Origin of the sequence: Streptomyces sp. NPDC056128 (assembly GCF_042263835.1) — a bacterium.
Classification (GTDB): domain Bacteria; phylum Actinomycetota; class Actinomycetes; order Streptomycetales; family Streptomycetaceae; genus Streptomyces.
Window position 1 is genome coordinate 272,814 of record NZ_JBHJVQ010000008.1, and the last position, 21,461, is coordinate 294,274.

The following is a 21,461-nucleotide window of genomic DNA, read 5'->3' on the forward strand; positions in this document are numbered from 1 at the left end:
CCGGTTGGGCATGAGCCAGCCTGAGCGAGTACCCGGGTCTCACCATGCGATACCGCAGGGGGGAAACCGGGACGCTCGGTAAAATGAGCCGACCGCAGTACATATACGTACGTGCGGAAAGAGACGGATTGAGCGAGGAGCGCACGTGGGCCTTGTCGTGCAGAAGTACGGAGGCTCCTCCGTAGCCGATGCCGAGGGCATCAAGCGCGTCGCCAAGCGGATCGTGGAAGCGAAGAAGAACGGCAACCAGGTGGTCGCCGTCGTTTCCGCGATGGGCGACACGACGGACGAGCTGATCGATCTCGCCGAGCAGGTTTCCCCGATCCCTGCCGGGCGTGAACTCGACATGCTGCTGACCGCCGGAGAGCGTATCTCCATGGCGCTGCTGGCCATGGCGATCAAAAACCTGGGCCACGAGGCCCAGTCGTTCACCGGCAGCCAGGCCGGAGTCATCACCGACTCGGTCCACAACAAGGCCCGGATCATCGACGTGACCCCGGGGCGCATCAAGACCTCGGTGGACGAGGGCAACGTCGCCATCGTGGCCGGCTTCCAGGGCGTCAGCCAGGACAGCAAGGACATCACCACGCTCGGGCGTGGCGGGTCCGACACGACGGCCGTGGCCCTCGCCGCCGCGCTCGACGCGGACGTCTGCGAGATCTACACCGACGTCGACGGCGTGTTCACCGCCGACCCGCGCGTGGTCAGCAAGGCGAAGAAGATCGACTGGATCTCCTTCGAGGACATGCTGGAGCTCGCGGCCAGCGGTTCCAAGGTGCTCCTCCACCGCTGCGTGGAGTACGCCCGCCGGTACAACATCCCGATCCACGTCCGGTCCAGCTTCAGCGGACTCCAGGGCACGTGGGTCAGCAGCGAGCCGATCAAGCAAGGGGAAAAGCAGGTGGAGCAGGCCCTCATCTCCGGTGTCGCACACGACACCTCGGAGGCCAAGGTCACGGTCGTCGGCGTGCCGGACAAGCCGGGCGAGGCCGCCGCGATCTTCCGGGCGATCGCGGACGCCCAGGTCAACATCGACATGGTCGTGCAGAACGTGTCCGCCGCCTCCACGGGCCTGACGGACATCTCCTTCACCCTGCCGAAGTCCGAGGGCCGCAAGGCCATCGACGCGCTGGAGAAGAATCGCGCCGGCATCGGCTTCGACTCGCTGCGCTACGACGACCAGATCGGCAAGATCTCGCTGGTCGGCGCCGGTATGAAGAGCCACCCGGGCGTCACCGCCGACTTCTTCACGGCGCTCTCCGACGCCGGGGTGAACATCGAGCTGATCTCGACCTCCGAGATCCGCATCTCGGTCGTCACCCGCAAGGACGACGTGAACGAGGCCGTGCGCGCCGTGCACTCCGCCTTCGGTCTCGACTCCGACAGCGATGAGGCAGTCGTCTACGGGGGCACCGGCCGCTGATGTCCGACACCGCACGGGACGGGCGGCCCACGCTCGCCGTCGTGGGAGCGACCGGTGCCGTCGGTACGGTCATGCTCACGATCCTGTCCCAGCACGCGGACGTCTGGGGCGACATCCGCCTGATCGCCTCACCGCGCTCGGCCGGCCGCAAGCTGGCCGTGCGCGGTGAGGAGGTCGAGGTCGTCGCGCTCACCGAGGAGGCCTTCGACGGCGTCGACGTCGCCATGTTCGACGTACCCGACGAGGTCGCCGCGGAGTGGGCGCCGGTCGCCGCCGCCAAGGGCGTGGTGGTGGTCGACAACTCCGGCGCGTTCCGGATGGACCCGGACGTGCCGCTCGTCGTGCCCGAGGTCAACCCGCACGCGCTGCGGATGCGGCCGCGCGGCATCGTCGCCAACCCGAACTGCACGACCCTCTCCATGATCGTGGCGACGGGCGCGCTGCACGCCGAGTTCGGGCTGCGCGAGCTGGTCGTCTCCTCGTACCAGGCGGTCAGCGGCGCGGGCCGGGACGGCGTGGACACGCTGCGCCGGCAGCTGTCCCTGGTGGCCGGTACCGAGCTGGGGACGCACCCCGGTGACGTGCGGCGGGCCGTCGGTGACGACACCGGGCCGTTCCCGGAGCCGGTCGCGCTGAACGTCGTACCGTGGGCCGGGTCGCTGCGCGAGGACGGCTGGTCGTCGGAGGAGATGAAGGTGCGGGACGAGTCCCGCAAGATCCTCGGGCTGCCGCAGCTTCCGGTGGCGGTGACGTGTGTCCGGGTTCCCGTGGTCACCACTCACTCCCTGACCGTGCACGCCCGGTTCGAGGGCGAGGTCACCGTCGACCGGGCCCGGGAGATCCTGGCCACCGCGCCCGGCGTCGTCCTCTTCGACAACCCGGCCGCGGGGGAGTTCCCCACCCCCGCCGACGTGGTCGGCACCGACCCCACCTGGGTGGGGCGGGTACGGCGGGCGCTGGACGACCCGACCGCGCTGGAACTCTTCGTCTGCGGGGACAACCTGCGCAAGGGCGCCGCGCTGAACACCGCGCAGATCGCGGAGCTGGTGGCCGCCGAGTTCGCCTGAACCCCCATCAGTCCCCATCAGAGGGGCGAAAAGCCCTGGCCACTGCGGGTTTCCTTTGTAGGATCTGTGGACGAGATGTGATCCGGAAGTTGGTCCGGACTACTTGTACCCGGCACCTGTGCCGTCAGAGGATTTCCTCCCCGCCCTCCGCAACCGTGCGGAAGGCGGGGAGCGTCTTTGCGGTCACCCCTTCGGGGCGCGGAGACGCGTGGGTCGGCGTGGGGACGCCGAGGACGGGCGTGGGGACGCTCGTTCATATGGGACATAGGGGAAGAGCGGACGATGAGGGCGTATGACGCACCGTCAGCCGGGCGGCTGCCCGACGGACAGGACCGACACGGGAACGTGACGCCCGGCACGTACAACCCTCACGGGGGTCGGCGTGTCCAACAGGCGTGGCAGAGGTACTCGAATTCACCGCATCGACCCGTGGCCCCGCTGTGCGGGCCCCCGGCCGGTCAGTCCGTCCCCGTGTGGCCGGTCCGGCCGGTGGCATGCCGGTGATCGCGCCGATGCCAGCAGCGCGGCCGGCCCGCATACCGAACCAGCGCGACGACGCCGACGACACGGTGGCGGCGGGTACCACCGTCGACCACCTCACCGAGACGTACCGGGCGCACTACCGGTCGCTGCTCGGCCTGGCGGCCCTCCTCCTCGACGACACCGCCTCCTGTGAGGACGTCGTCCAGGAGGCCTTCATCCGCGTGCACTCCGCGCGCAAACGCGTCCGCGACCCGGAGAAGACCCTGGCGTATCTGCGCCAGACCGTCGTCAACCTGTCGCGCTCGGCGCTGCGCCGCCGCATCCTGGGCCTCAAGCTGCTCTCCAAGCCGATGCCGGACATGGCGAGCGCGGAGGAGGGCGCCTACGACCAGTTGGAGCGCGACTCCCTGATCAAGGCGATGAAGGGACTCCAGCGCCGCCAGCGCGAGGTCCTGGTCCTGCGCTACTTCGCCGACATGACCGAGGCACAGGTCGCCGAGACGCTCGGCATATCCCTCGGCTCGGTGAAGGCGTACGGTTCACGCGGCATCGCGGCGCTCAGGGTGGCCATGGAGGCACCGGCATGAGTGACGGCAACGGGCACGCTCCGCGGGAAGAGGGCGCGCCGCAGGAAGGGTCCGTTCCCCGGGAGGGGCCCGCGCCGGACGCGCCGGACGGACCGGCCGCGGCGAACCCGGTGGACGCGACCGCCGGGCAGGATCAGCAGAAGCACACGCACGACGCTGGGAACGGAACTGTGAACCACGGCCCCGCCGACCAGGGCCCCGACCCGCGAGGGCAGGACGGGCCCGACGCCGACGAGGCGGCGCTGCGCCGGATGCTGCAGCAGGCCGTCCAGGACGTCGAGCCGAGCGACGGCACCCTGGAACACCTGCGCCGCGCGGTACCCGCCCGGCGGGCCCGCAAGCGCCAGGCCGCCGTCGGGGTGGCCGCCGCCGCCCTCTTCCTCGGCACCGCGGTCCCCGCCCTCGTGCACGTCTCCAACTCCACCGGCCCGGGCGCCGACCCGTCCGTCGCGGGCCACGCCTCGCAGGCCCAGGGCGGCGCCTCCCAGGGCAAGGACCCGGCCGGCGGCCAGAGCGGCATCGCCGGTTCCGCGGGCCCCGGCGAGGACAAGGACCGCACCGGCCCCAAGGAGACGCCCGACGGCAAGGAGAGCGGCGCGGCCACGGGCTCCGCACCCGGGACCGAACCCTCGCCGAGCGTCGCCGCCGACGTTCCGGCGTGCACGCCGAAGCAGCTCGGACCGGCCGTCGCCAGCATCGCCGAGCCCGACTCCGCGGGCGTGGTCTACGGCTCGTTCCGGGTCACCAACGTCTCCTCGGACGGCTGCACCGTCACCGGCCCCGGCAACGTGGTCACCGCCTCGCAGGGAGCGGCGGACGCCTCCAGGATCGGCACCGCACGGCATGTGGCGGGCGACGCCGCGGCCGGACTGCCCGACCCGTCCCTGGAGACCGCGGCACTGCCCCTGGCGCCGGCCTCCGGGTACGAGGTGCAGTTCGCCTGGGTGCCCTCGGAGACCTGTCCCACCACGGGCGGCACCACCGGGGGCAGCACCGGCGGACCCTCGCCGGACCCCTCGCCCACCGGGGACACGACCGCCGCGGGCGGCACCTCCACGAGCGGCGCCGAGGCCGGACCCACGACCCAGCTGCTCAACGAGGACGCACCGGCCGACGGAAGCGTGTCGGTGACCTACACCCCGGAGGGCGGATCCGGTTCGGCCACGGCCACGGTGTCCAACGCGTGCGTGGGCACCGTGTACTGGACGGGTGTGCTGGCGGGCACGGAGTCGTAAGGGGCGCCCGCTCAGGCGTTGGACGGGCTGGGCCGCGCCGCCCGCTCGGTCTCTTCCCCGGCGTTCTCGGCGTCGGCCTCCGCGGCCTCGGCGTCCTCCGCCTCCTCCACCGTGAGCCCCAGCTCCGTGTCCCGGGCGAGTTCGACCTCGCGGCGCAGCAGCCGGAACCACATGAAGATCACGAAGCCCACGAACGCGAACCACTCGGCGGTGTAGCCGAGGTTCTGGAACGCCTTCAGGTCGAGGCCGCTGTTCTGCGGCGCGCTGACGGGCACGGCCCGCATCCCGGAGTCGCCCTTGTTCAGCGTGGCCCACGCGTCGTACACGTCGTACGGCACGAGGTTCAGCAGCGTCGCCGCGCTGATCGAGCCGGTCTGCCCGGCGGGCCATCCCGAGCGTCCGCTGACGCCGTTGCTGCCCGGTGACTCCGGGGCCTGGAGCGCTCCCGTGACGGTGACCTCGCCGGCGGGCGGGGCCGGGGCCTTCGCCGGGTCGGGTGCGCCCGGCAGCCAGCCGCGTACGACCGGCAGCGCGCGGCCGTCGTCGGTGCGCAGCAGCGTGAGGACGTAGTAGCCCTCCCGGTCGTCCAGCTTCCGCTCGGGGACGAGCAGCTGGTCGGCGTACCGGCCGGTGACGGTGGTCTGCTTGCCGACCGTGGACTTGTCCAGCGGCAGCAGCTCGTCCAGCGGGCGGGGCGCGTCCCGGCGGGCCTCCTCGTACTGGGTGTCCGCGGTCTCGTGGTCCTGCACCCGGTCCTCGAAGCGGCCCAGCTGCCAGGAACCCATGAAGATGCAGAAGGGGATGGCCAGGACGACGAAGACGTTGATCCCCCACCATCGGGGCGTCAGCAGAAACCGGTACACGCCCTCCACGGTACGGGGCGGGCCGGTGCGCCCCTGCTTCGGGGCTGTGGAAAACGTGCGGGCCGGCGGGTGGACGGGCGAGGTTGTCCACAGGCTGGGGATCCCGTCTGCGTGTTGTCGGCAGAGCGAGGCAGTATGGGGCCATGACTGAGAGCAACGGGTCCGTTCGGTCGGACGAGTCGTCGGAAGAGTCGGACGAGCGGCAGACGCAGGGCGAGCAGATGCCCGAGTGGGAGAAGCGGTTCCGGGCGCCCAGGGTGTCCCTTCCCGACTGGGCCGAGGACGCCCCGGACCGCTCCCTGTTCGTGTCGAACGCGACGGGGACCTACGAGCTGTACGCCTGGGACCGCTCGTCCGGTGACCAGCGCCAGGTCACCGACCGGCCCAACGGCACGACGGACGGCGTGCTCTCGCCCGACGGCGACTGGATCTGGTGGTTCGACGACAAGGACGGCGACGAGTTCGGCGTCTGGCGCCGCCAGCCCTTCGCGGGCGGGGAGGACCAGGCGGCCGTGCCGGGCCTCGACCCCTCCTACCCGGCGGGCCTCGCGCTGGGCCGGGACGGGCGTACGGCGGTGGTCGGCCGCTCCACCGACGAGGAGGGTACGACCATCCACCTCGCGCGCGGGGACGGCGCCGCCCCGGCGGAGATCTACCGGCACCGCGAGTCCGCGGGCGTCGGCGACCTCTCGCACGACGGCACGCTGATCGCGATCGAGCACACCGAGCACGGCGACGCCATGCACTCGGCGCTGCGCGTCCTGCGCCCCGACGGCACGACGGTAGCCGAGCTGGACGACACGAAGGGCGGCGAGGAGGAGCTGGGCCTGGAGGTCCTGGGCTTCGCGCCGGTCGACGGCGACACCCGCCTGCTCATCGGGCACCAGCGCCGGGGCCGCTGGGAGCCGCTGGTGTGGGACGTGGCGACGGGGGAGCAGACCGACCTCGCCCTGGAGCTGCCGGGCGACGTCAGCGCCGAGTGGTTCCCGGACGGCGGCGCCCTGCTGATCGTGCACGGCTTCGAGGCCCGCAGCGAGCTGTTCCGCTACGACTTCGCCGAGCGCGAGCTGGCCGAGATCGAGACCCCCGCGGGCACCGTCTCCGGGGCGACGGCCCGCCCGGACGGCACCGTGGAGTACCTGTGGTCCTCGGCCGCCGAGCCCTCGGCCGTCCGCTCCACCACCGGCCGCGTCGTCCTGGACCCGCCCGGCATGAAGTCGCCGCGCTCGGTCCCGGTGGAGGACGTGTGGGTGGAGGGCCCCGGCGGCCGCATCCACGCCCTGGTCCAGAAGCCCGCGGGCGCGACCGGCCCGCTCCCGACGGTCTTCGACATCCACGGCGGCCCGACCTGGCACGACAGCGACTCCTTCGCCGCCGGCCCGGCCGCCTGGGTGGACCACGGATACGCGGTGATCCGCGTCAACTACCGAGGCTCCACCGGGTACGGACGCGCCTGGACCGACGCCCTCAAGCACCGGGTGGGGCTCATCGAGCTGGAGGACATCGCGGCGGTGCGCGAGTGGGCGGTCACGTCCGGCCTCGCCGACCCCGGCCGCCTCATCCTCACCGGGGGCTCCTGGGGCGGGTACCTCACGCTCCTCGGCATCGGCATGCAGCCCGAGGCGTGGACCCTGGGCATCGCCGCCGTCCCGGTCGCCGACTACGTCACCGCGTACCACGACGAGATGGAGGGCCTGAAGGCCCTCGACCGCACCCTGCTGGGCGGCACCCCCGAGGAGGTCCCCGAGCGCTTCGAGGCGTCCTCCCCGCTGACCTACGTCGACGACGTCAAGGCCCCCGTCTACATCTCGGCCGGGGTCAACGACCCGCGCTGCCCGATCCGCCAGGTCGAGAACTACGTCAAGCGCCTGGAGTCCCGCGGCGCCCTCCACGAGATCTACCGCTACGACGCGGGCCACGGCTCCCTGGTGGTCGACGAACGCATCAAGCAGGTCCGCTTGGAACTGGACTTCGCGGAGAGGTATTTGCCGAAGGGCGCGTAGTTCTCGACCTGACCTCTTTCCCGACCGAGACGGGTGGTGGGTGGGCATAGGCCGGGGGTCCAGGGGGCGGAGCCCCTTGGGCGGGGCTGCGGGGGCCGAACCCTCACGACCCCGCCCACCTCCACGCCGCCCGCCCGCTACCCAGGGAACCGCTCCCGCGTACGCCGCCCCAGCAACTCCGCCAACCCCCGCCGCGTGGCCGCCAACACCACCCGATCCTCCCCCCGGAGGACATACGTGTCGGGCAGATCCCACACCAACCGAGACTCCCGAGGCACCTCGCCATCCTCATCCGCCTCACCTTCGCCGGAGGCGGACCCGTCCGCCACCTCCAGCGCCAGCACCCGCCACGCCCCCGCCCGAAACGCCTCCCCCACCGTCCGGCCCTCCAGCTGCGGATGCCCCGCCACCTCCACCGCCGCGAACAGCAGCACCCGCCGCTCCACGGGAATCGCCCCCAGAATCTGACGCCCGACCATCGCCCCGGCGAAGGACGGCGCCGCCAGATGCGTGACACTCCGGCTCCGGGTGAGCGCCCCGGGATGGGCGGCACGCAGAGTGCGGTACACGGCGGTCGCGAAGTCGTCGTCGTACAGCCGCAGCACCACCCGCAGCCCCGACCGCACGGACCGCCCGTAGAGCACCGCCTCCAGGTTGGTGGTGTCCACACTGGTCAGCGCGAGCAGCGAGTGCGCACGATGGATCTTCGCGGCCTCCAGCACCCCCTCCTGCGTCACATCCCCGAGCACCACAGGCACCCGCAGCCGCCGGGCGGTCGCCATCCCCCGCGCCTCGGGATCGGCCTCGACGCACACCACCGGGATGTCCATCTCCCGCAGCCGCGTCAGCACCCGCGTGCCGATCTTGCCGAGACCCAGCAGGACGACGTGCCCGCCGATTCCGCGCGGCGGCTTCCGCAAGGCCGTAGCGGTGCGGAAGGTCCCCAGGGCCTCGAGTACGGCCGCCAGCAGCACCGGAAGCAACAGCAACCCCACAAAACCGGAGAGGAGTTGGAGGATCTGGCGCCCGATGTCCGCGTTGTGGGCGGGTTCGTTGATGGAGAACAGGTCGAGCAGCGTCACGTACGTCGCGTGCAGCGGATGGTCGCCCGTGACCACCATCAGCGTCACGGCGAGCGCGACCACGCACGCCGCCAGACCGGCCAGCGACCACCGCAGCCGCCGCGAGAACAGCTCGGCGAACGGCGGCACACTCGCGCGTCCGGCGGGCAGCGACGGTCCGGAGTACGACACCTGCTCCAGCGCCACGGTCCCGCGTCCGGTCGCCGCCTGGACCGCCGCCGCGTCGGGCAGCAGCTGCGGACCCTCCCCGCTGTCCTCCGAACCGTCCGCCCCGGCCGGGTCGTTGCTCGTCGCGGAGAGCAGCGCGAGGGTGCACAGGCCGGGGTCGGCGACCTGGCCGGGGAGGGGCGGGTTCCGTTCCACCGCGCGCAGCAGCAGGCCGTCCGTCTCCACGATCTTGCTGGTGCCGACGAGCGCGGTGGCCGCCAGCGCGGGCGCGGCCGTGTCGGCGTCGGACAGCACCGTCGTGGAGGACTCGACGGTGCTGTCCGGCCGGGAGGACCGCCCGTCACCGGTGGCCAGCGCGGCGCTCTGGTCGAGGAGATCCTCTATGTGCTGGCCCAGGCGCCGGTTGTACAGGCGCAGCACCAGCCGCAGCCGGGGGTTGAGCCGACGGGCGGTCAGGGCCGCGCGGATGTTGGTCTCGTCGTCGTCGTACACCAGCGCCAGCGCGCCGGCCCGCTCCACGCCGGCGTCCGCGAGCACGTCCTCGGTCGGCTCGGTGGCCTCCAGTTCGCGGCCCGCGCCTTCACGGCCCGCGCCCTCGCGGCCGGCGCCGCCCTGGTCGCCGTTGCCGCTCCGGTTGACGGCCGCGTTGACCATGTCCAGGAGCGCCGCTGAGGCCGCCCGGGCCCGTCCGACCACCGGCTGCCGCACCCGGCGCCCGGAGGGCGGGACGACGAGGGTGACCTGTTCGCGGTAGACGCCGCGCAGTTCGGCGGCGAGCCGGTGCGCCAGCCCGTCGTCACCGCACACCACCATGTGCGCGTACGCGTCGCCCTGCGGAACCTGATTCGGAACGCTCCCCGTATGAGTTCCCATTTGAAGAAGGACAGTACAGGCGCCGGGCACGGTTCCAGGAGGGCCCGAAGAGGCCGAGGGCGGCATCAAGAACGCGTAAAGATTGCCGGAACACGGCAATGACGCGGCCTGGCGCCGGATGTGAGGATTCTTCTCACCGGAGCTCAGCGACGGGCGGGAGGGGGACGGCACACATGGCCTGGTTTCTCGGAATCGGCATCACGGGGGTTGTGCTGCTCGCCCTGTCGCTGGTCTTCGACGGACTGCTGGAAGGCGCGCTCGACGGAGCGCTGGACGGCGTCCTGGAGGGGTGGCTGTCGCTGCCGGTCGTCGCCGGATTCGTGGCGATGACCGGCTTCGGTGGCGCCATCGCCCTCGGCACCGGCTGGACCGGACCGGCGGGGGCCGCCGCGGCCGGCGCGGTCGTGGGAGTGGGCGCCGCCTGGCTGACGTACCGCTTCAGCCGCGCGCTGATGCGTGACCAGACCGCCGTCGCGCCCAGCACGAACGACCTGCTCGGCACGTCCGGCAAGGTCGTGACCGCCATCCCTGCGGAGGGCTACGGCGAGGTGCTGCTGCGGCTCGCGGGCCAGCCGTTGAAGTGCGCGGCGCGCAGCGCGGTGCCGGTGGCGCGGGGCGCCGAGGTGTGGGTCGAGGCGGTGCCGACGGGGACGTCGGTCGTGGTCCGCCCGGTGGACCGCTGACCATCCCCATCTCTGTTCCGTCTCTTCCTCTTCCGATTTCTCTGTTCTGTGTCTCAATTTCTGTGTGATTCGGGGGCGTTGTCATGAGTCCTGTCGTCATCGCGGTGCTGGGAGTCGTCGTACTCCTGGTGCTGCTCGCGCTCGTGGTGGTCAGCCGCTACAAAGTGGCCGGCCCGAGCGAGGCGTTCATCGTCACCGGCCGGCGCGGCAAGAAGTCCACCGACCCGGAGACGGGCCGGGTGTTCACCGACAACAGCGGCCAGAAGGTCGTGGTCGGCGGTGGCGTGTTCGTCGTGCCGTTCGTGCAGCAGCGGTTCGCGCTCGACCTGTCCTCCCGGCACATCCCGGTCGCCGTGCGCGGCGCGGTGACGCTGCGCGGCGTGAAGGCCAACCTGGAAGGTGTCGCGATCGTCAAGGTCGGCGGCACGGAGGACGCGATCCGGGCCGCCGCGCAGCGGTTCCTGATGCAGCAGGACGGCATCGTCGGCTTCACGCAGGAGGTGCTGTCCGGCGCGCTGCGCGCGATCGTCGGCCGGATGTCGGTCGAGGACGTCATCCGGGACCGGGCCGCGTTCGCGGGCCAGGTCGCCGAGGAGGCGGAGGCGAGCCTGTCCGGGCAGGGCCTGGTCCTGGACGCCTTCCAGATCCAGGACATCACCACCGAGGGCTCCTACCTGGAGGACCTCGGCCGACCCGAGGCGGCCCGCGCCAAGCAGGAGGCCGACATCGCCGAGGCCGTTGCCCGGCGGGCGGCCGAGCAGGCGCGGCTGAAGGCCGAGGAGGAGATCGCGGTCGCGCAGCGCACGCTCTACCTGAAGCAGGCCGAGATCAAGGCCGAGACCGACCAGGCGTCCGCCCGCGCCAACGCCGCGGGACCGCTGGCCGAGGCGGCCCGGCAGCAGGACATCCTCGCCGAGCAGGAGAAGGTCGCCGAGCGGCAGGCCGCGCTGAAGGACCGTCAGCTCGACACCGAGGTCCGCAAGCCGGCCGACGCCCAGCGGTACGCCGCCGAGCAGGAGGCGGAGGCCCGCCGGGTGGCGCGGGTGAAGCAGGCCGAGGCCGAGCGTTCCGCCGGGATCGCCGCCGCCCAGGCGGAGGCCGAGCGGGCCCGGCTCACCGGTGAGGGCGAGAAGCAGCGGCGTGGCGCGCTGGCCGAGGCGGAGGCCATCGAGGGCCTCAAGCAGGGTGAGGCCGAGCGCTCCCGGCGTGCGGCGATCGCCGAGGCCGTGCGGCTGGAGGGCGACGCGGAGGCCGCCGCGATCGGCGCCAAGGGCGCGGCCGAGGCCGAGGCGATGCAGAAGAAGGCCGACGCCTTCGACCGGTACGGCGACGCCGCGGTGCTCCAGATGCTGGTCGAGGTGTTGCCGCAGGTGGTGGCGAAGGCGTCCGAGCCGCTGTCGGCCGTGGACAAGATGACGGTCATCTCCACGGACGGCGCGAGCCGCCTGTCCCGCACGGTCGCCGACAACGTCGCGCAGGGCATGGAACTGCTGGGCTCCACCACCGGCGTCGACCTGGCCTCCCTGCTGAAGGGCATCACCGCGAAGGGCTCCACCGACGCGGCCGCCCCGGACGCACCGGAGGCAGCCCCGGGCCGCCCCGACTCCCGCAACGGCAAGGTGGAGATCACGGGCTGACCGCGCGGGCGGGGGACGGCCGCCGACCGTCCCCCAATGGCGCAGGTCAGGGCTGCTGGTAGGGCTGCTGCGGCGCGGCCCCGTACGGCTGCCCGCCCTGCCCGCCGCCGGGGCCGCCCACGCCACCCTGCGACTGGAGCTGCTCCGCCTGCTCCTTGGTCACCTGCTGCTCGGCGCCGCAGAAGGTGCACTGCGTCGCGTACTTCGTGGAGAACGGGAACAGCGGCACGAAGAACAGCGTGAACTTCGTGACGCGCTTCCTGAGCGTGTGCGCGGAGGGATTTCCGCACTGTCCGCACACGAGCGTCAGTATCGCGAGCTGGTAGAGGTATCCCTTGGTGCCGAAGATGATCACGATGCGGTCCTTCCCGGGTCGGCCCCCGCGAGCGCGCGGGACACGCAGATCTTCTCCCAGACTACGGAGGTCATCCGCCGTCCGCGGCTTCCCAGCGCAGCAGGTCCCCGGGCTGGCACTCGAGTACGTCGCACAGCGCGGCGAGCGTCGTGAAGCGCACCGCCTTCGCGCGGCCGTTCTTGAGCACCGCCAGGTTGGCGGGGGTGATCCCCACGCGCTCGGCGAGTTCGCCCACGGACATCTTGCGCCTCGCCAGCATCACGTCGATGTCGACGACGATCGGCACGGGTCCGCGCTCCTTCCCTCGGCCTGCGCTGCGAGCACATTGACACGAGATCCATTGAAACGCGATCTATTGAAATTCGATAGAGGCGACAAGATCTGCACGTTTCCCTACACATCCGACGTCGCTGGATTTGGGTACCAATCCCGATGGTGCCCGGCATCCGCCGCGGGCGAGGCTGGAGTCAACTCCCCGGCCCCGGGCCCGAACCGACGCCGAAGGGGGGCAACGTGCCCGTGCCCGACGACTACCAGCTCAGCGAGATCGCGTCCCGTCTGCACCGCGAGGATCCCCACTTCGCGCGGGCCTTCGCCGACGGCCGCCCGCGCCGCCCCCGCGAGTACCGGTACCGGCGGGCCTGGCTGCTGCTCGCCGCCGCGCTGTGCGCGCTGGCCACCGGCCTGGTGCTGGCCCACGGACTGCTCATCGCCGCCGGCCTGGTCTTCGCAGGTGTGGCCGGTGAGCTGTTCGACCCGCACCGGTACGAGCGCGACAGCGTGTCCGACGCCTGACGCGTTCGGCTCTGCTTCTTTCTGCTTCTTTCTGCTTCTTTCTGGACCCCTCGGCCCCCGGGACCACGTCGTGTCCCGGCGCGCCCTCGGCCGAGAAGGCGCACAGACGCCGCCACCGATCCGAATCCGACCGGAGGACAGACGCCCGTGCACCACACGACCGCCATGCTGATCGAACTGGGAGCGATCATCCTCGCCCTGGGGCTCCTGGGCCGCCTCGCGGGCCGGGTGGGCTTCTCGCCCATCCCCCTCTACCTGCTGGCCGGACTCGCCTTCGGACACGGAGGCATCCTGCCCCTCCAGGCCAGCGAGGAGTTCGTCGCCACGGGCGCGGAGATCGGCGTCATCCTGCTGCTCCTCCTGCTCGGCCTGGAGTACAGCGCCTCCGAACTGGTCACCAACCTCAAGACCCAATACCCCTCCGGCGCGGTCGACTTCGTCCTCAACGCCGTACCCGGCGCCGTGGCGGCCCTGATCCTGGGCTGGGGCCCGGTGGCCGCCGTGGCCCTCGCCGGGGTCACCTGGATCTCCTCGTCCGGCGTCATCGCCAAGGTCCTCGGCGACCTGGGCAGGCTCGGCAACCGCGAGACCCCCGTCGTGCTCGGCATCCTCGTCATCGAGGATCTCGCGATGGCCGTCTACCTGCCGATCCTCACGGCCCTGCTCGCGGGCGTCAGCCTGGCCGGCGGCACCGTCACCCTGCTGATCTCCCTGGGCACTGTCGGCGCGGTCCTCTACCTGGCCCTGCGGCACGGCCGGCTGATCAGCCGCGCGGTCTCCTCGGACAGCGCGGAGATGCTCCTGCTGGTGGTCCTCGGCCTGACCCTGCTCGTGGCGGGCCTCGCCCAGGAACTCCAGGTCTCGGCGGCGGTCGGCGCCTTCCTCGTGGGCATCGCCCTGTCCGGCGAGGTCGCCGAGGGCGCGAGCAGCCTCCTGACCCCGCTGCGCGACCTGTTCGCCGCCGTGTTCTTCGTCTTCTTCGGCCTGTCCACCGACCCGGCCGACATCCCGCCCGTCCTGGTCCCCGCCCTGCTCCTGGCCGCCGTCACCGCGCTCACGAAGGTCGCCACCGGCTGGTACGCGGCACGCAGGGCCGGCATCCGGGGCGGGGGCCGCTGGCGGGCGGGCGGCACGCTGGTCGCCCGGGGCGAGTTCTCGATCGTCATCGCGGGACTCGCGGTGGGCGTCGAGCCCCGCATCGGCCCGCTGGCGACGGCGTACGTCCTCATCCTCGTCGTACTCGGCCCCCTCACGGCCCGCTTCACGGAGCCGCTGGCCCGCCGAGTCATCGCCGCGAAGACCAGGACTACGGACGTGAACGCGCACACGGACGCGAACGCGCTCACGGACGCGAGCACGGACACGGACACGGACACGGAGCCGACGACGCCCCCGGAGTCGGCACACGCCAAGGCGTGAGCCCGGCCCGGGAAGGGCGGGGGGGGGCTGGGCTCACCCCCGCAGGAGCAGCGCCGCGGCGGCGTCCACACCCTCCCGGGTGCCGATCACGATCAGCGTGTCACCGCCGGCCAGGCGGAAGCCCGGCCCCGGGGAGGGAAGCGCCTCGGCCCGCCGCAGCACGGCCACGATCGACACGCCGGTGTCGGTACGGGTGCGGGTGTCGCCCAGCAGACGCCCGTTCCAGTGCGAGGCCGCCGGCAGCACGATCCGCTCGGCGACCAGGCCCAGCTCGGTCGTCGACAGCAGGCTCGGGCTGTGGTGGGCCGGCATCAGCGCGTCGACGACCGCCGCCGCCTCGTCCGCGCTCAGCCGCACCGAGAAGGCGCGGTCGTCCGGATCGTCCTGGCGGTACCCGCTCAGCGTCCGCGCCCCGTCCCGTTCCGCCACCACCGAGAACCGGCGCCGCTCACGGGTGACGAGGTCGTAGCGCACCCCGATCCCCGGCAACGGCGTCCTGCCCGTACGCGCAGCCCCCACGCCCGACTCCCCTGTCCGTCCCGACGGATCTTCCGGCAACCCGGGACACCCTAGGCCCCTGGGCCACCGGCTGGTCGGTCGCATGTCGGTCGCTGGTCGGCCGTATGTCGGTCGCCGGCCGGTCGCGGTTCAGCCGCTGTTCAACTCACTGATCAACTCACTGATCAGCCCCCGCACCCGCAGCTCGATCTCGTCGCGGATCGGCCGTACGGCGTCGACGCCCCGCCCGGCCGGATCGTCGAGCCGCCAGTCGAGATACCGCTTGCCGGGAAAGACGGGGCAGCTGTCACCGCACCCCATGGTGATCACGATGTCGGACCCCTGCACGGCCTCGCCGCTCAGCACTTTCGGCCGCTGCTCGGAGATGTCGATCCCGACCTCCGCCATCGCCTCGACGGCAGCCGGATTCACCGCGTCGGCGGGTGCCGACCCGGCCGACCGGACCTCGACCCGGTCCCCGGCGAGGTGGGCGAGCCAGGCGGCGGCCATCTGGGAGCGGCCGGCGTTGTGTACGCACACGAACAGCACCGACGTCTTCGCGGCGGGGGAGTCAGACACGGGCGGATCCTTGGTCGGTGGGTGCCCGGTCGGCGGCCGGGACGGACACGGGTGACACAGGCGGGAAGAAGCGGCGCGCGGCGAGCGCCACGTACACCAGGCCGATCAGGACAGGCACCTCGATCAGCGGGCCGACGACGCCGGCGAGGGCCTGGCCGGAGGTGGCGCCGAAGGTGGCGATGGCGACGGCGATGGCCAGCTCGAAGTTGTTCCCGGCGGCGGTGAACGCCAGCGCCGTCGCCTTCGGATACCCGAGCCCGACGGCTCGGCCCAGGACCATGGACCCGGCCCACATGAGCGCGAAGTACACCAGCAGCGGCAGCGCGATCCGGACGACGTCGAGCGGCCGTGAGGTGACGGCCTCCCCCTGGAGGGCGAACAGCACGACGACGGTGAACAGCAGCCCGTACAGGGCGAACGGCCCCACGCGTGGGACCAGCGTCGCCTCGTACCAGGCGCGGCCCTTGACCCTCTCGCCGATGCGCCGGGTGAGGAACCCCGCGGCCAGCGGGATGCCGAGGAAGATCAGGACACTGCGGGCGATCTCCCACGTGGACACGGACAGGGCCGTCTGTTCCAGCCCGAGCAGACCCGGGGCCACGGACAGGTAGAACCAGCCGAGCAGCCCGAACGCGAGCACCTGGAAGCCGGAATTCAGGGCGACCAGGACGGCGGCGGCCTCGCGGTCGCCGCAGGCGAGGTCGTTCCAGATGACGACCATGGCGATGCAGCGGGCCAGCCCGACGATGATCAGGCCGGTGCGGTACTCCGGCAGGTCCGGCAGGAAGACCCAGGCGAGGGCGAACATCAGCGCCGGGCCGATCACCCAGTTCAGGACCAGGGAGGGGACGAGCAGGCGGCGGTCCCGGGTGACGGTGTCGAGGCGGTCGTAGCGGACCTTGGCCAGGACCGGGTACATCATCACGAGCAGCCCGAGCGCGATCGGCAGCGAGACCCCGGTGACGGTGACCTCGGCCAGCGCGTCACCCAGGCCCGGCACGAGACGGCCGAGGCCGAGACCGGCGGCCATGGCGGCCAGGATCCACACCGCGAGATACCGGTCCACGAAGGACAGCCGCGCCACCACCGGCGCGTTGGCACGGTCGCTCACGCGGACGCCTCGACGGACACGGGCCGTGCGGGCCGTCCGGGCCGCATGAGGATCCCGGCGAGTTTGTCGGTCGTCTCCGGCAGCAGCCAGTAGTAGACCCAGGTGCCGCGCCGCTCGCAGTCGATCAGCCCGGCCTGCCGCAGCAGCTTGAGGTGGTGGGAGATCGTCGGCTGGGAGAGGTCGAAGGCCGGCGTGAGATCACAGACGCAGACCTCACCCCCCTCGCGCGAGGCGATCATCGACAGCAGCCGGAGCCGCACGGGATCCCCGAGCGCCTTGAACACCTTGGCCAGCTCGACGGCCTGCTCCTCGCCGAGCGTTCCGGCCAGCAACCCAGGACAGCATCCGCCGCCAACGACTTCCTGCTTCGACATCCCTCTATATTGACGAACTCCAATCCAGAGCGCAAGCTTGCATTGAAGTCCACCAATACAACCAGCCCAGAACCTCGTACCCACGCAACCCGGGAGGCACGTCATGAGCGACCAGCCCACCACCGACCTGCGCGAGACCGTCCGTGAGCGATACGCGGCAGCCGCGACCCAGGTCACCGAGGGCGGCACCGCCTGCTGCACCCCGCACGACGGCGACGACGCCTTCGGCGCCACGCTCTACCCGACCGCCGAACGCGCTGCCCTCCCCGCCGAGGCGGTCGCCGCCTCCCTGGGCTGCGGCAACCCCACCGCGGTCGCCGACCTGCACGAGGGCGACCGCGTCCTCGACCTCGGCTCCGGCGGCGGCATCGACGTCCTGCTCTCCGCCCGCCGCGTCGGCCCCACCGGCAAGGCGTACGGCCTGGACATGACGGAGGAGATGCTCGCCCTCGCCCTGGCCAACCAGAGGAAGTCCGGCGCCACGAACGTCGAGTTCCTGAAGGGCACCATCGAGGCCGTCCCACTGCCCGCGAACACGATCGACGTAGTGATCTCCAACTGCGTGATCAACCTGTCCACGGACAAGCCCGCCGTCTTCACCGAGATGTTCCGCGTCCTGACCCCCGGCGGCCGCATCGGCATCTCGGACGTGGTCGCCGACGACGACCTCACCCCACCCCAGCGCGCCGAACGCGGCGACTACACCGGCTGCATCGCAGGCGCCCTGTCCTTCACCGAATACCACGAGGGCCTGACATCAGCGGGCTTCGAGAACATCAGCCTCACCGCGACCCACGAGGTCGCGGACGGAATGCACTCAGCCATCATCCGAGCCACCAAGCCTGTCTAGATCCTCTAGATCCTCTAGATCCGCACTTCACTCACGTGGTGAAGGAGGAGTCAGGAGGTCGACGCCGCACAGGGCCGCGAGTTCTTCGGCGACGGAGGTGAGCGGCCCTCGTAGCTCGGCCAGGTCCGCACGCATGTCGGGGGAGCGTTTCCAGCGCCTTTCATGCTCGGAGGGGCTCACGTCCGGCGGCCGAACGGCCTCGTGTTCCTGGAGCGCCGGGTGCCAAGTCGTGAGAAAGGGACGCAGATGCGTGTTGGTCAGCCGCGTGGCGATGGCGGGAAGGGTCAGAGGGGTGGCGGTTTCGGTCGCGACGCGGTGGAGCAGGTCGCGTGTCGTGGCGAACAGTGAGTGCAGGGACGTCAGCGCTTCCCGCAGAGAGCCGTGGTCCCGGGGAAGCGGTTGCACACCGACTCGGGTGACCAGCTCGACCTGGAGGTCGAAGGCGGCAGCTCGTTCCAGCGGGCTGGGCCGGGTTCCGACTGACGCCGCAGGCCGGTCCGGAACCGAGGCCCGGGCGAAGTTCGCGGGAACGAGCGTATGCAGGAGAACGCGTCGGAGGTCTTCCTGGCGGGCCACGTTCGAGTCATGGCGGTGTACGGCTCGGGCGAGCAGCGGATGGATGGTCCAGGACCGCTCGCGGAGTGGTTCGTGGCGCAGCGCTCCGGAGCCACGCAGAGCTTCCACCGCCTCCGCGACGAGAGCACCCACGTCCCACGGGTCGTAGGGGCCGATGGACGACAGTACGTTTTCCAGGGCCGTTTGGGACAGCGACGCCGGGCAGGCGAGAGCAAGCAGCCGCAAGACGTCATCCGCCGGGCCCGCACCGGAGAGCGGCCTCGGCAGCAGTGCCGTCGCGAGGGGACGGCGCGCCGGCGCGCCGGTACCGGACACCGATCGGCGGGTGGCCAGCACGTCCGGGCCGTGGGCGTGCAGCCGATTGCGTACGTCGATGAAGTCACCGGTGGCCGTGAGGTCGGCGAGCAGATCCAGGGCCTCGGGATGCCCACCGACATCACGGACGAGCGCGAGAGCGGCAGCGTGTTCCAGCTCGTCGTGGGGCATGCGGCGGGAGGTGAGGAGGCGGTAGCCGTCGGCGTCCGACAACGGGGCCATGTCGACGCACTCGGCGAAAGCCGTGTACCGGAGGGACCGCGTCGTGATCAAGGTGGCCGTGAGGAGGTGCGGGCCGCGCAGGAGGTTGAGCTGGTCCGCGGTCAGCCCGTCCGGGACGCCGTCGACCACCCACAGGCAGGGCAGGTTGCGCTCGCCCAGCGTGACCGCGAGGTGGCTGAGCAGCCCGGGCAGGGAGGACGTCGAGGCAGTCACCCGGAGAGCCGCCAAGACGGTGGAGACCTGTTCCGCGTAGGACTCCATCGCCTCCGACGGCTCCCCTTCGTACGGGTGCAGATCGAACCAGAAGACCCCGCCGGGAAAGGCCGAACCGAAGTGCAGGGCGTATTCCTGGGCAAGCAGTGACTTGCCCAGCCCGGGCATGCCGCGCAACTGCGCGCCGCGCCCTCCGCCGGTCTGGGCGACCAGCGGAGCACGGTGACGATGAAGGGCTGTGTGGACGCGCCACTGCTCTGCCAGGCGGCCGGTGAAGCGGAACGAGCCCGTGCGGGCCGGCGCGGGCAGCCACGGGACGAAGGGTGCGTCCGCCGCGCCTCCCATGAAGCCGGCGACGGTGCCCACGTGGTCCGCCACGCGTGCGGCGAGGCGGTCGAGTCCCTCCGGGGAGGTGGGCCAGGGCCAGTGGCGGGCGTCTCGCAGTTCGACCGGGTGCACGTGGTCGGAAGCGGGTTCCGGGTTGAGCACCAGCGTCCGCCGCCGAGGATCACCTTCGCGCTGTCCCGTCAGATACGCGTAGGTCAGCTCCCACTGACACGCTCGCCGTTGGGGATAGTCCGCCGAGTACAGGGCGAGCAGGATCCGGGAATGCGCCAGCGCCTCCGTGATGGTCGCCGTGATGGACGCGAAGTCGTCCACGGCGGTGTCGTCGACGAAGACGCGCAGGCCGCGTGCCTGGAGCGCGGGTACCAGCACGCTGACCTTGCCGGCGTCGGAGCGGCTGTAACTGATGAAGACATCCCACTCCGGTCCGGAGGCATCGGGCGTGATCATCTCCGCCTCCTCGTGGAGTCCTCAGCCGACGGGCTGTCCCTTCCCTCTCGTCCCTCTCGACGGCCGAAAAATCGATGGGGGGGGGGTGCGTAAATTGCTTGGTCGTCCGAGGCCGACCCACGAGGTGCCTGCACGATGAAGATCGTCACCTTGCCATCATGCGACACCGCGTCCGCCGCACGATGTCGCTGGGTGTGGCGTCATTCCGTGGGCCGGGACTGCACGGAGCGCGCCGAAGGGCGCAGATGCCGTTCCGGATCACGGATGCCGGCGATCTCCCCGAGCCCGATCACGTACGGCCTCAGCCGTTCCTGCAGCCGGCGGAGCTCCACGCGGAACGCGGCGTTCTGCGGCCACTCGGACTCGTCCTGGTCGGGGTGGCGGTCTTCGAAGTCCTTCAGGCTGGGGTGCCACTTGGCCAGGAACGGAGCGAGCTCGAAGTTGAGGATGTCCAGGGCCAGTTCGTACACCGAGTCCCCCTTGGCAGGGGGAGGAGGGGTCGTGTGGCCCTCCAGCGGCTCGCGATAGAGGTCGAACAGCGTCTTGAGAGAGGTAAGGGCTTCGCGCAGGTTCCCGCTGCCGTCCTCCAGGGGCCGGGTGGCGACCCGGGTGGCGGCTTGGAAGAACATCCGTTGAGCGGCCTGACGCATGTCCGTCTTGGTGGTGAACGACATCTCGTTTCCCAGCAGGACCAGGCGGACCTCGGTCAGCTGAGCGGACCGGCGGTACAGCTCCAGACCGAGAGCTACGGCGACGCCGATGAGGCACCCCACGATGACCGACAGCCGCTGCCCGCCGGTCTGGCTGATCGAGTACGCGGCAATACCGATCACGCTCCCCGTGACACCGGCTAACACCGCGCGCAAAGCCATGCGAACCGCGCCGTTCCCCTCACGCCCACCCCGCCTGGCCACCGGCCCTCCCCCTTGCTGCGCTGACGTTCCGTCTTGTCGGCGGCCTTCGCGTCTGATCCGGCGGCCACCTCCTGCTCTCCGGGCCCGTTGGGCGCTGCTCCGGTGAACGTGGTCATGCCACTCTAGAGGTGGGCGCGTCGGCCTCTTCCTCTCGAACCGCGTCAGCAATCGCTGTGCGATCTCCTCGATGGAGTATTCGCTGGTGCTCACGGCCACCTTGTCCGCGAGGGAAGGGCTGTAACGCCGCAGGTCAATTAGCACTCAGGTTGTGCCAGATCGGCAGGAGGGACTGCTCACCGGCCACGTTGCGGATAACGAGCCCGTGTGGCTCGTGGCCGACC

20 protein-coding genes are annotated in these 21,461 nt (G+C 71.5%); 10 read left to right on the top strand and 10 right to left on the bottom strand.

Going from position 1 to position 21,461, the window contains the following annotated elements; translation table 11 throughout:
* Positions 1-145: 145 nt before the first annotated feature.
* The 4 genes from ACFC1X_RS19070 (at position 146) to ACFC1X_RS19085 (ending at position 4,795) form a co-directional block, all read left to right on the top strand.
* Positions 146-1,423 carry an aspartate kinase gene (locus ACFC1X_RS19070; protein WP_122616778.1) on the top strand — a complete coding sequence of 426 codons (1,278 nt, stop codon included), beginning with the start codon at positions 146-148 and terminating at the stop codon, positions 1,421-1,423.
* Positions 1,423-2,490: an aspartate-semialdehyde dehydrogenase gene (locus ACFC1X_RS19075; RefSeq protein ID WP_376355106.1), complete on the top strand. Its 1,068-nt coding sequence runs from the start codon at positions 1,423-1,425 to the stop codon at positions 2,488-2,490. The genes ACFC1X_RS19070 and ACFC1X_RS19075 overlap by 1 nt, the downstream gene beginning before the upstream one ends.
* Before the next feature lie 494 nt (positions 2,491-2,984).
* Positions 2,985-3,560 (top strand): SigE family RNA polymerase sigma factor, encoded by a 576-nt coding sequence (locus ACFC1X_RS19080; RefSeq protein ID WP_376355179.1) that lies wholly within the window; start codon positions 2,985-2,987, stop codon positions 3,558-3,560.
* Complete coding sequence (locus ACFC1X_RS19085) at positions 3,557-4,795, top strand: hypothetical protein (protein ID WP_376355108.1); 1,239 nt, start codon at positions 3,557-3,559, stop codon at positions 4,793-4,795. The genes ACFC1X_RS19080 and ACFC1X_RS19085 overlap by 4 nt, the downstream gene beginning before the upstream one ends.
* 11 nt (positions 4,796-4,806) lie before the next feature.
* On the opposite strand, the gene ACFC1X_RS19090 is transcribed toward ACFC1X_RS19085, so the two are convergent.
* Complete coding sequence (locus ACFC1X_RS19090; protein WP_376355110.1) at positions 4,807-5,658, bottom strand: SURF1 family protein; 852 nt, start codon at positions 5,656-5,658, stop codon at positions 4,807-4,809.
* Positions 5,659-5,801: 143 nt separating this feature from the next.
* Here ACFC1X_RS19090 and ACFC1X_RS19095 point away from each other — a divergent pair, with 143 nt between their 5' ends.
* Positions 5,802-7,661, top strand: a complete 1,860-nt coding sequence (locus tag ACFC1X_RS19095; RefSeq protein ID WP_376355112.1) for a S9 family peptidase — start codon at positions 5,802-5,804, stop codon at positions 7,659-7,661.
* 137 nt (positions 7,662-7,798) lie between these two features.
* Here the strand turns inward: ACFC1X_RS19095 and ACFC1X_RS19100 are convergent, their stop codons facing one another.
* Complete coding sequence (locus ACFC1X_RS19100) at positions 7,799-9,724, bottom strand: NAD-binding protein (protein WP_376355181.1); 1,926 nt, start codon at positions 9,722-9,724, stop codon at positions 7,799-7,801.
* 233 nt (positions 9,725-9,957) lie between these two features.
* On the opposite strand from ACFC1X_RS19100, the gene ACFC1X_RS19105 reads away from it, so the two are divergent.
* Complete coding sequence (locus ACFC1X_RS19105; RefSeq protein ID WP_376355114.1) at positions 9,958-10,467, top strand: hypothetical protein; 510 nt, start codon at positions 9,958-9,960, stop codon at positions 10,465-10,467.
* A gap of 83 nt (positions 10,468-10,550) precedes the next feature.
* Positions 10,551-12,104 (top strand): flotillin family protein, encoded by a 1,554-nt coding sequence (locus ACFC1X_RS19110; protein WP_376355115.1) that lies wholly within the window; start codon positions 10,551-10,553, stop codon positions 12,102-12,104.
* 46 nt (positions 12,105-12,150) lie between these two features.
* On the opposite strand, the gene ACFC1X_RS19115 is transcribed toward ACFC1X_RS19110, so the two are convergent.
* The gene (locus tag ACFC1X_RS19115) at positions 12,151-12,459 is read right to left on the bottom strand and encodes a zinc-ribbon domain-containing protein (RefSeq protein ID WP_365644034.1); all 309 of its coding nucleotides are present in this window, start codon (positions 12,457-12,459) and stop codon (positions 12,151-12,153) included.
* Positions 12,460-12,529: 70 nt separating this feature from the next.
* Entirely contained in the window at positions 12,530-12,745 is a 216-nt protein-coding gene (locus ACFC1X_RS19120) for a helix-turn-helix domain-containing protein (RefSeq protein ID WP_376355117.1), read from the bottom strand.
* 227 nt (positions 12,746-12,972) lie between these two features.
* Between ACFC1X_RS19120 and ACFC1X_RS19125 the strand changes: the two genes are divergently transcribed.
* Both ACFC1X_RS19125 and ACFC1X_RS19130 read left to right on the top strand, forming a co-directional pair.
* Positions 12,973-13,254: a DUF3040 domain-containing protein gene (locus ACFC1X_RS19125; RefSeq protein WP_376355119.1), complete on the top strand. Its 282-nt coding sequence runs from the start codon at positions 12,973-12,975 to the stop codon at positions 13,252-13,254.
* A 147-nt stretch (positions 13,255-13,401) separates the two neighbouring features.
* Positions 13,402-14,673 carry a cation:proton antiporter gene (locus ACFC1X_RS19130; protein ID WP_376355121.1) on the top strand — a complete coding sequence of 424 codons (1,272 nt, stop codon included), beginning with the start codon at positions 13,402-13,404 and terminating at the stop codon, positions 14,671-14,673.
* 33 nt (positions 14,674-14,706) lie between these two features.
* Here the strand turns inward: ACFC1X_RS19130 and ACFC1X_RS19135 are convergent, their stop codons facing one another.
* The 4 genes from ACFC1X_RS19135 to ACFC1X_RS19150 form a co-directional block, all read right to left on the bottom strand.
* Complete coding sequence (locus ACFC1X_RS19135; RefSeq protein WP_376355123.1) at positions 14,707-15,192, bottom strand: cation:proton antiporter regulatory subunit; 486 nt, start codon at positions 15,190-15,192, stop codon at positions 14,707-14,709.
* Positions 15,193-15,321: 129 nt separating this feature from the next.
* Complete coding sequence (locus ACFC1X_RS19140) at positions 15,322-15,750, bottom strand: arsenate reductase ArsC (protein ID WP_376355125.1); 429 nt, start codon at positions 15,748-15,750, stop codon at positions 15,322-15,324.
* On the bottom strand, positions 15,743-16,861 hold the full coding sequence (gene arsB / locus ACFC1X_RS19145) for an ACR3 family arsenite efflux transporter (RefSeq protein WP_376355127.1): 1,119 nt from the start codon (positions 16,859-16,861) through the stop codon (positions 15,743-15,745). The genes ACFC1X_RS19140 and arsB overlap by 8 nt, the downstream gene beginning before the upstream one ends.
* On the bottom strand, positions 16,858-17,235 hold the full coding sequence (locus tag ACFC1X_RS19150; protein ID WP_376355129.1) for an ArsR/SmtB family transcription factor: 378 nt from the start codon (positions 17,233-17,235) through the stop codon (positions 16,858-16,860). Before ACFC1X_RS19150 ends, arsB begins: the two co-directional genes overlap by 4 nt.
* 103 nt (positions 17,236-17,338) lie before the next feature.
* Between ACFC1X_RS19150 and arsM the strand changes: the two genes are divergently transcribed.
* A complete protein-coding gene (arsM, locus tag ACFC1X_RS19155; RefSeq protein ID WP_376355131.1) occupies positions 17,339-18,085 on the top strand; it encodes an arsenite methyltransferase in 747 nt (248 codons plus the stop codon).
* Between the two features lie 27 nt (positions 18,086-18,112).
* Here arsM and ACFC1X_RS19160 read toward each other — a convergent pair whose 3' ends face one another.
* Together ACFC1X_RS19160 and ACFC1X_RS19165 are read right to left on the bottom strand one after the other, a co-directional pair.
* Complete coding sequence (locus ACFC1X_RS19160) at positions 18,113-20,206, bottom strand: TIR domain-containing protein (protein ID WP_376355133.1); 2,094 nt, start codon at positions 20,204-20,206, stop codon at positions 18,113-18,115.
* Between the two features lie 200 nt (positions 20,207-20,406).
* Entirely contained in the window at positions 20,407-21,039 is a 633-nt protein-coding gene (locus ACFC1X_RS19165) for a hypothetical protein (RefSeq protein ID WP_376355135.1), read from the bottom strand.
* Between the last annotated feature and the right edge of the window lie 422 nt (positions 21,040-21,461).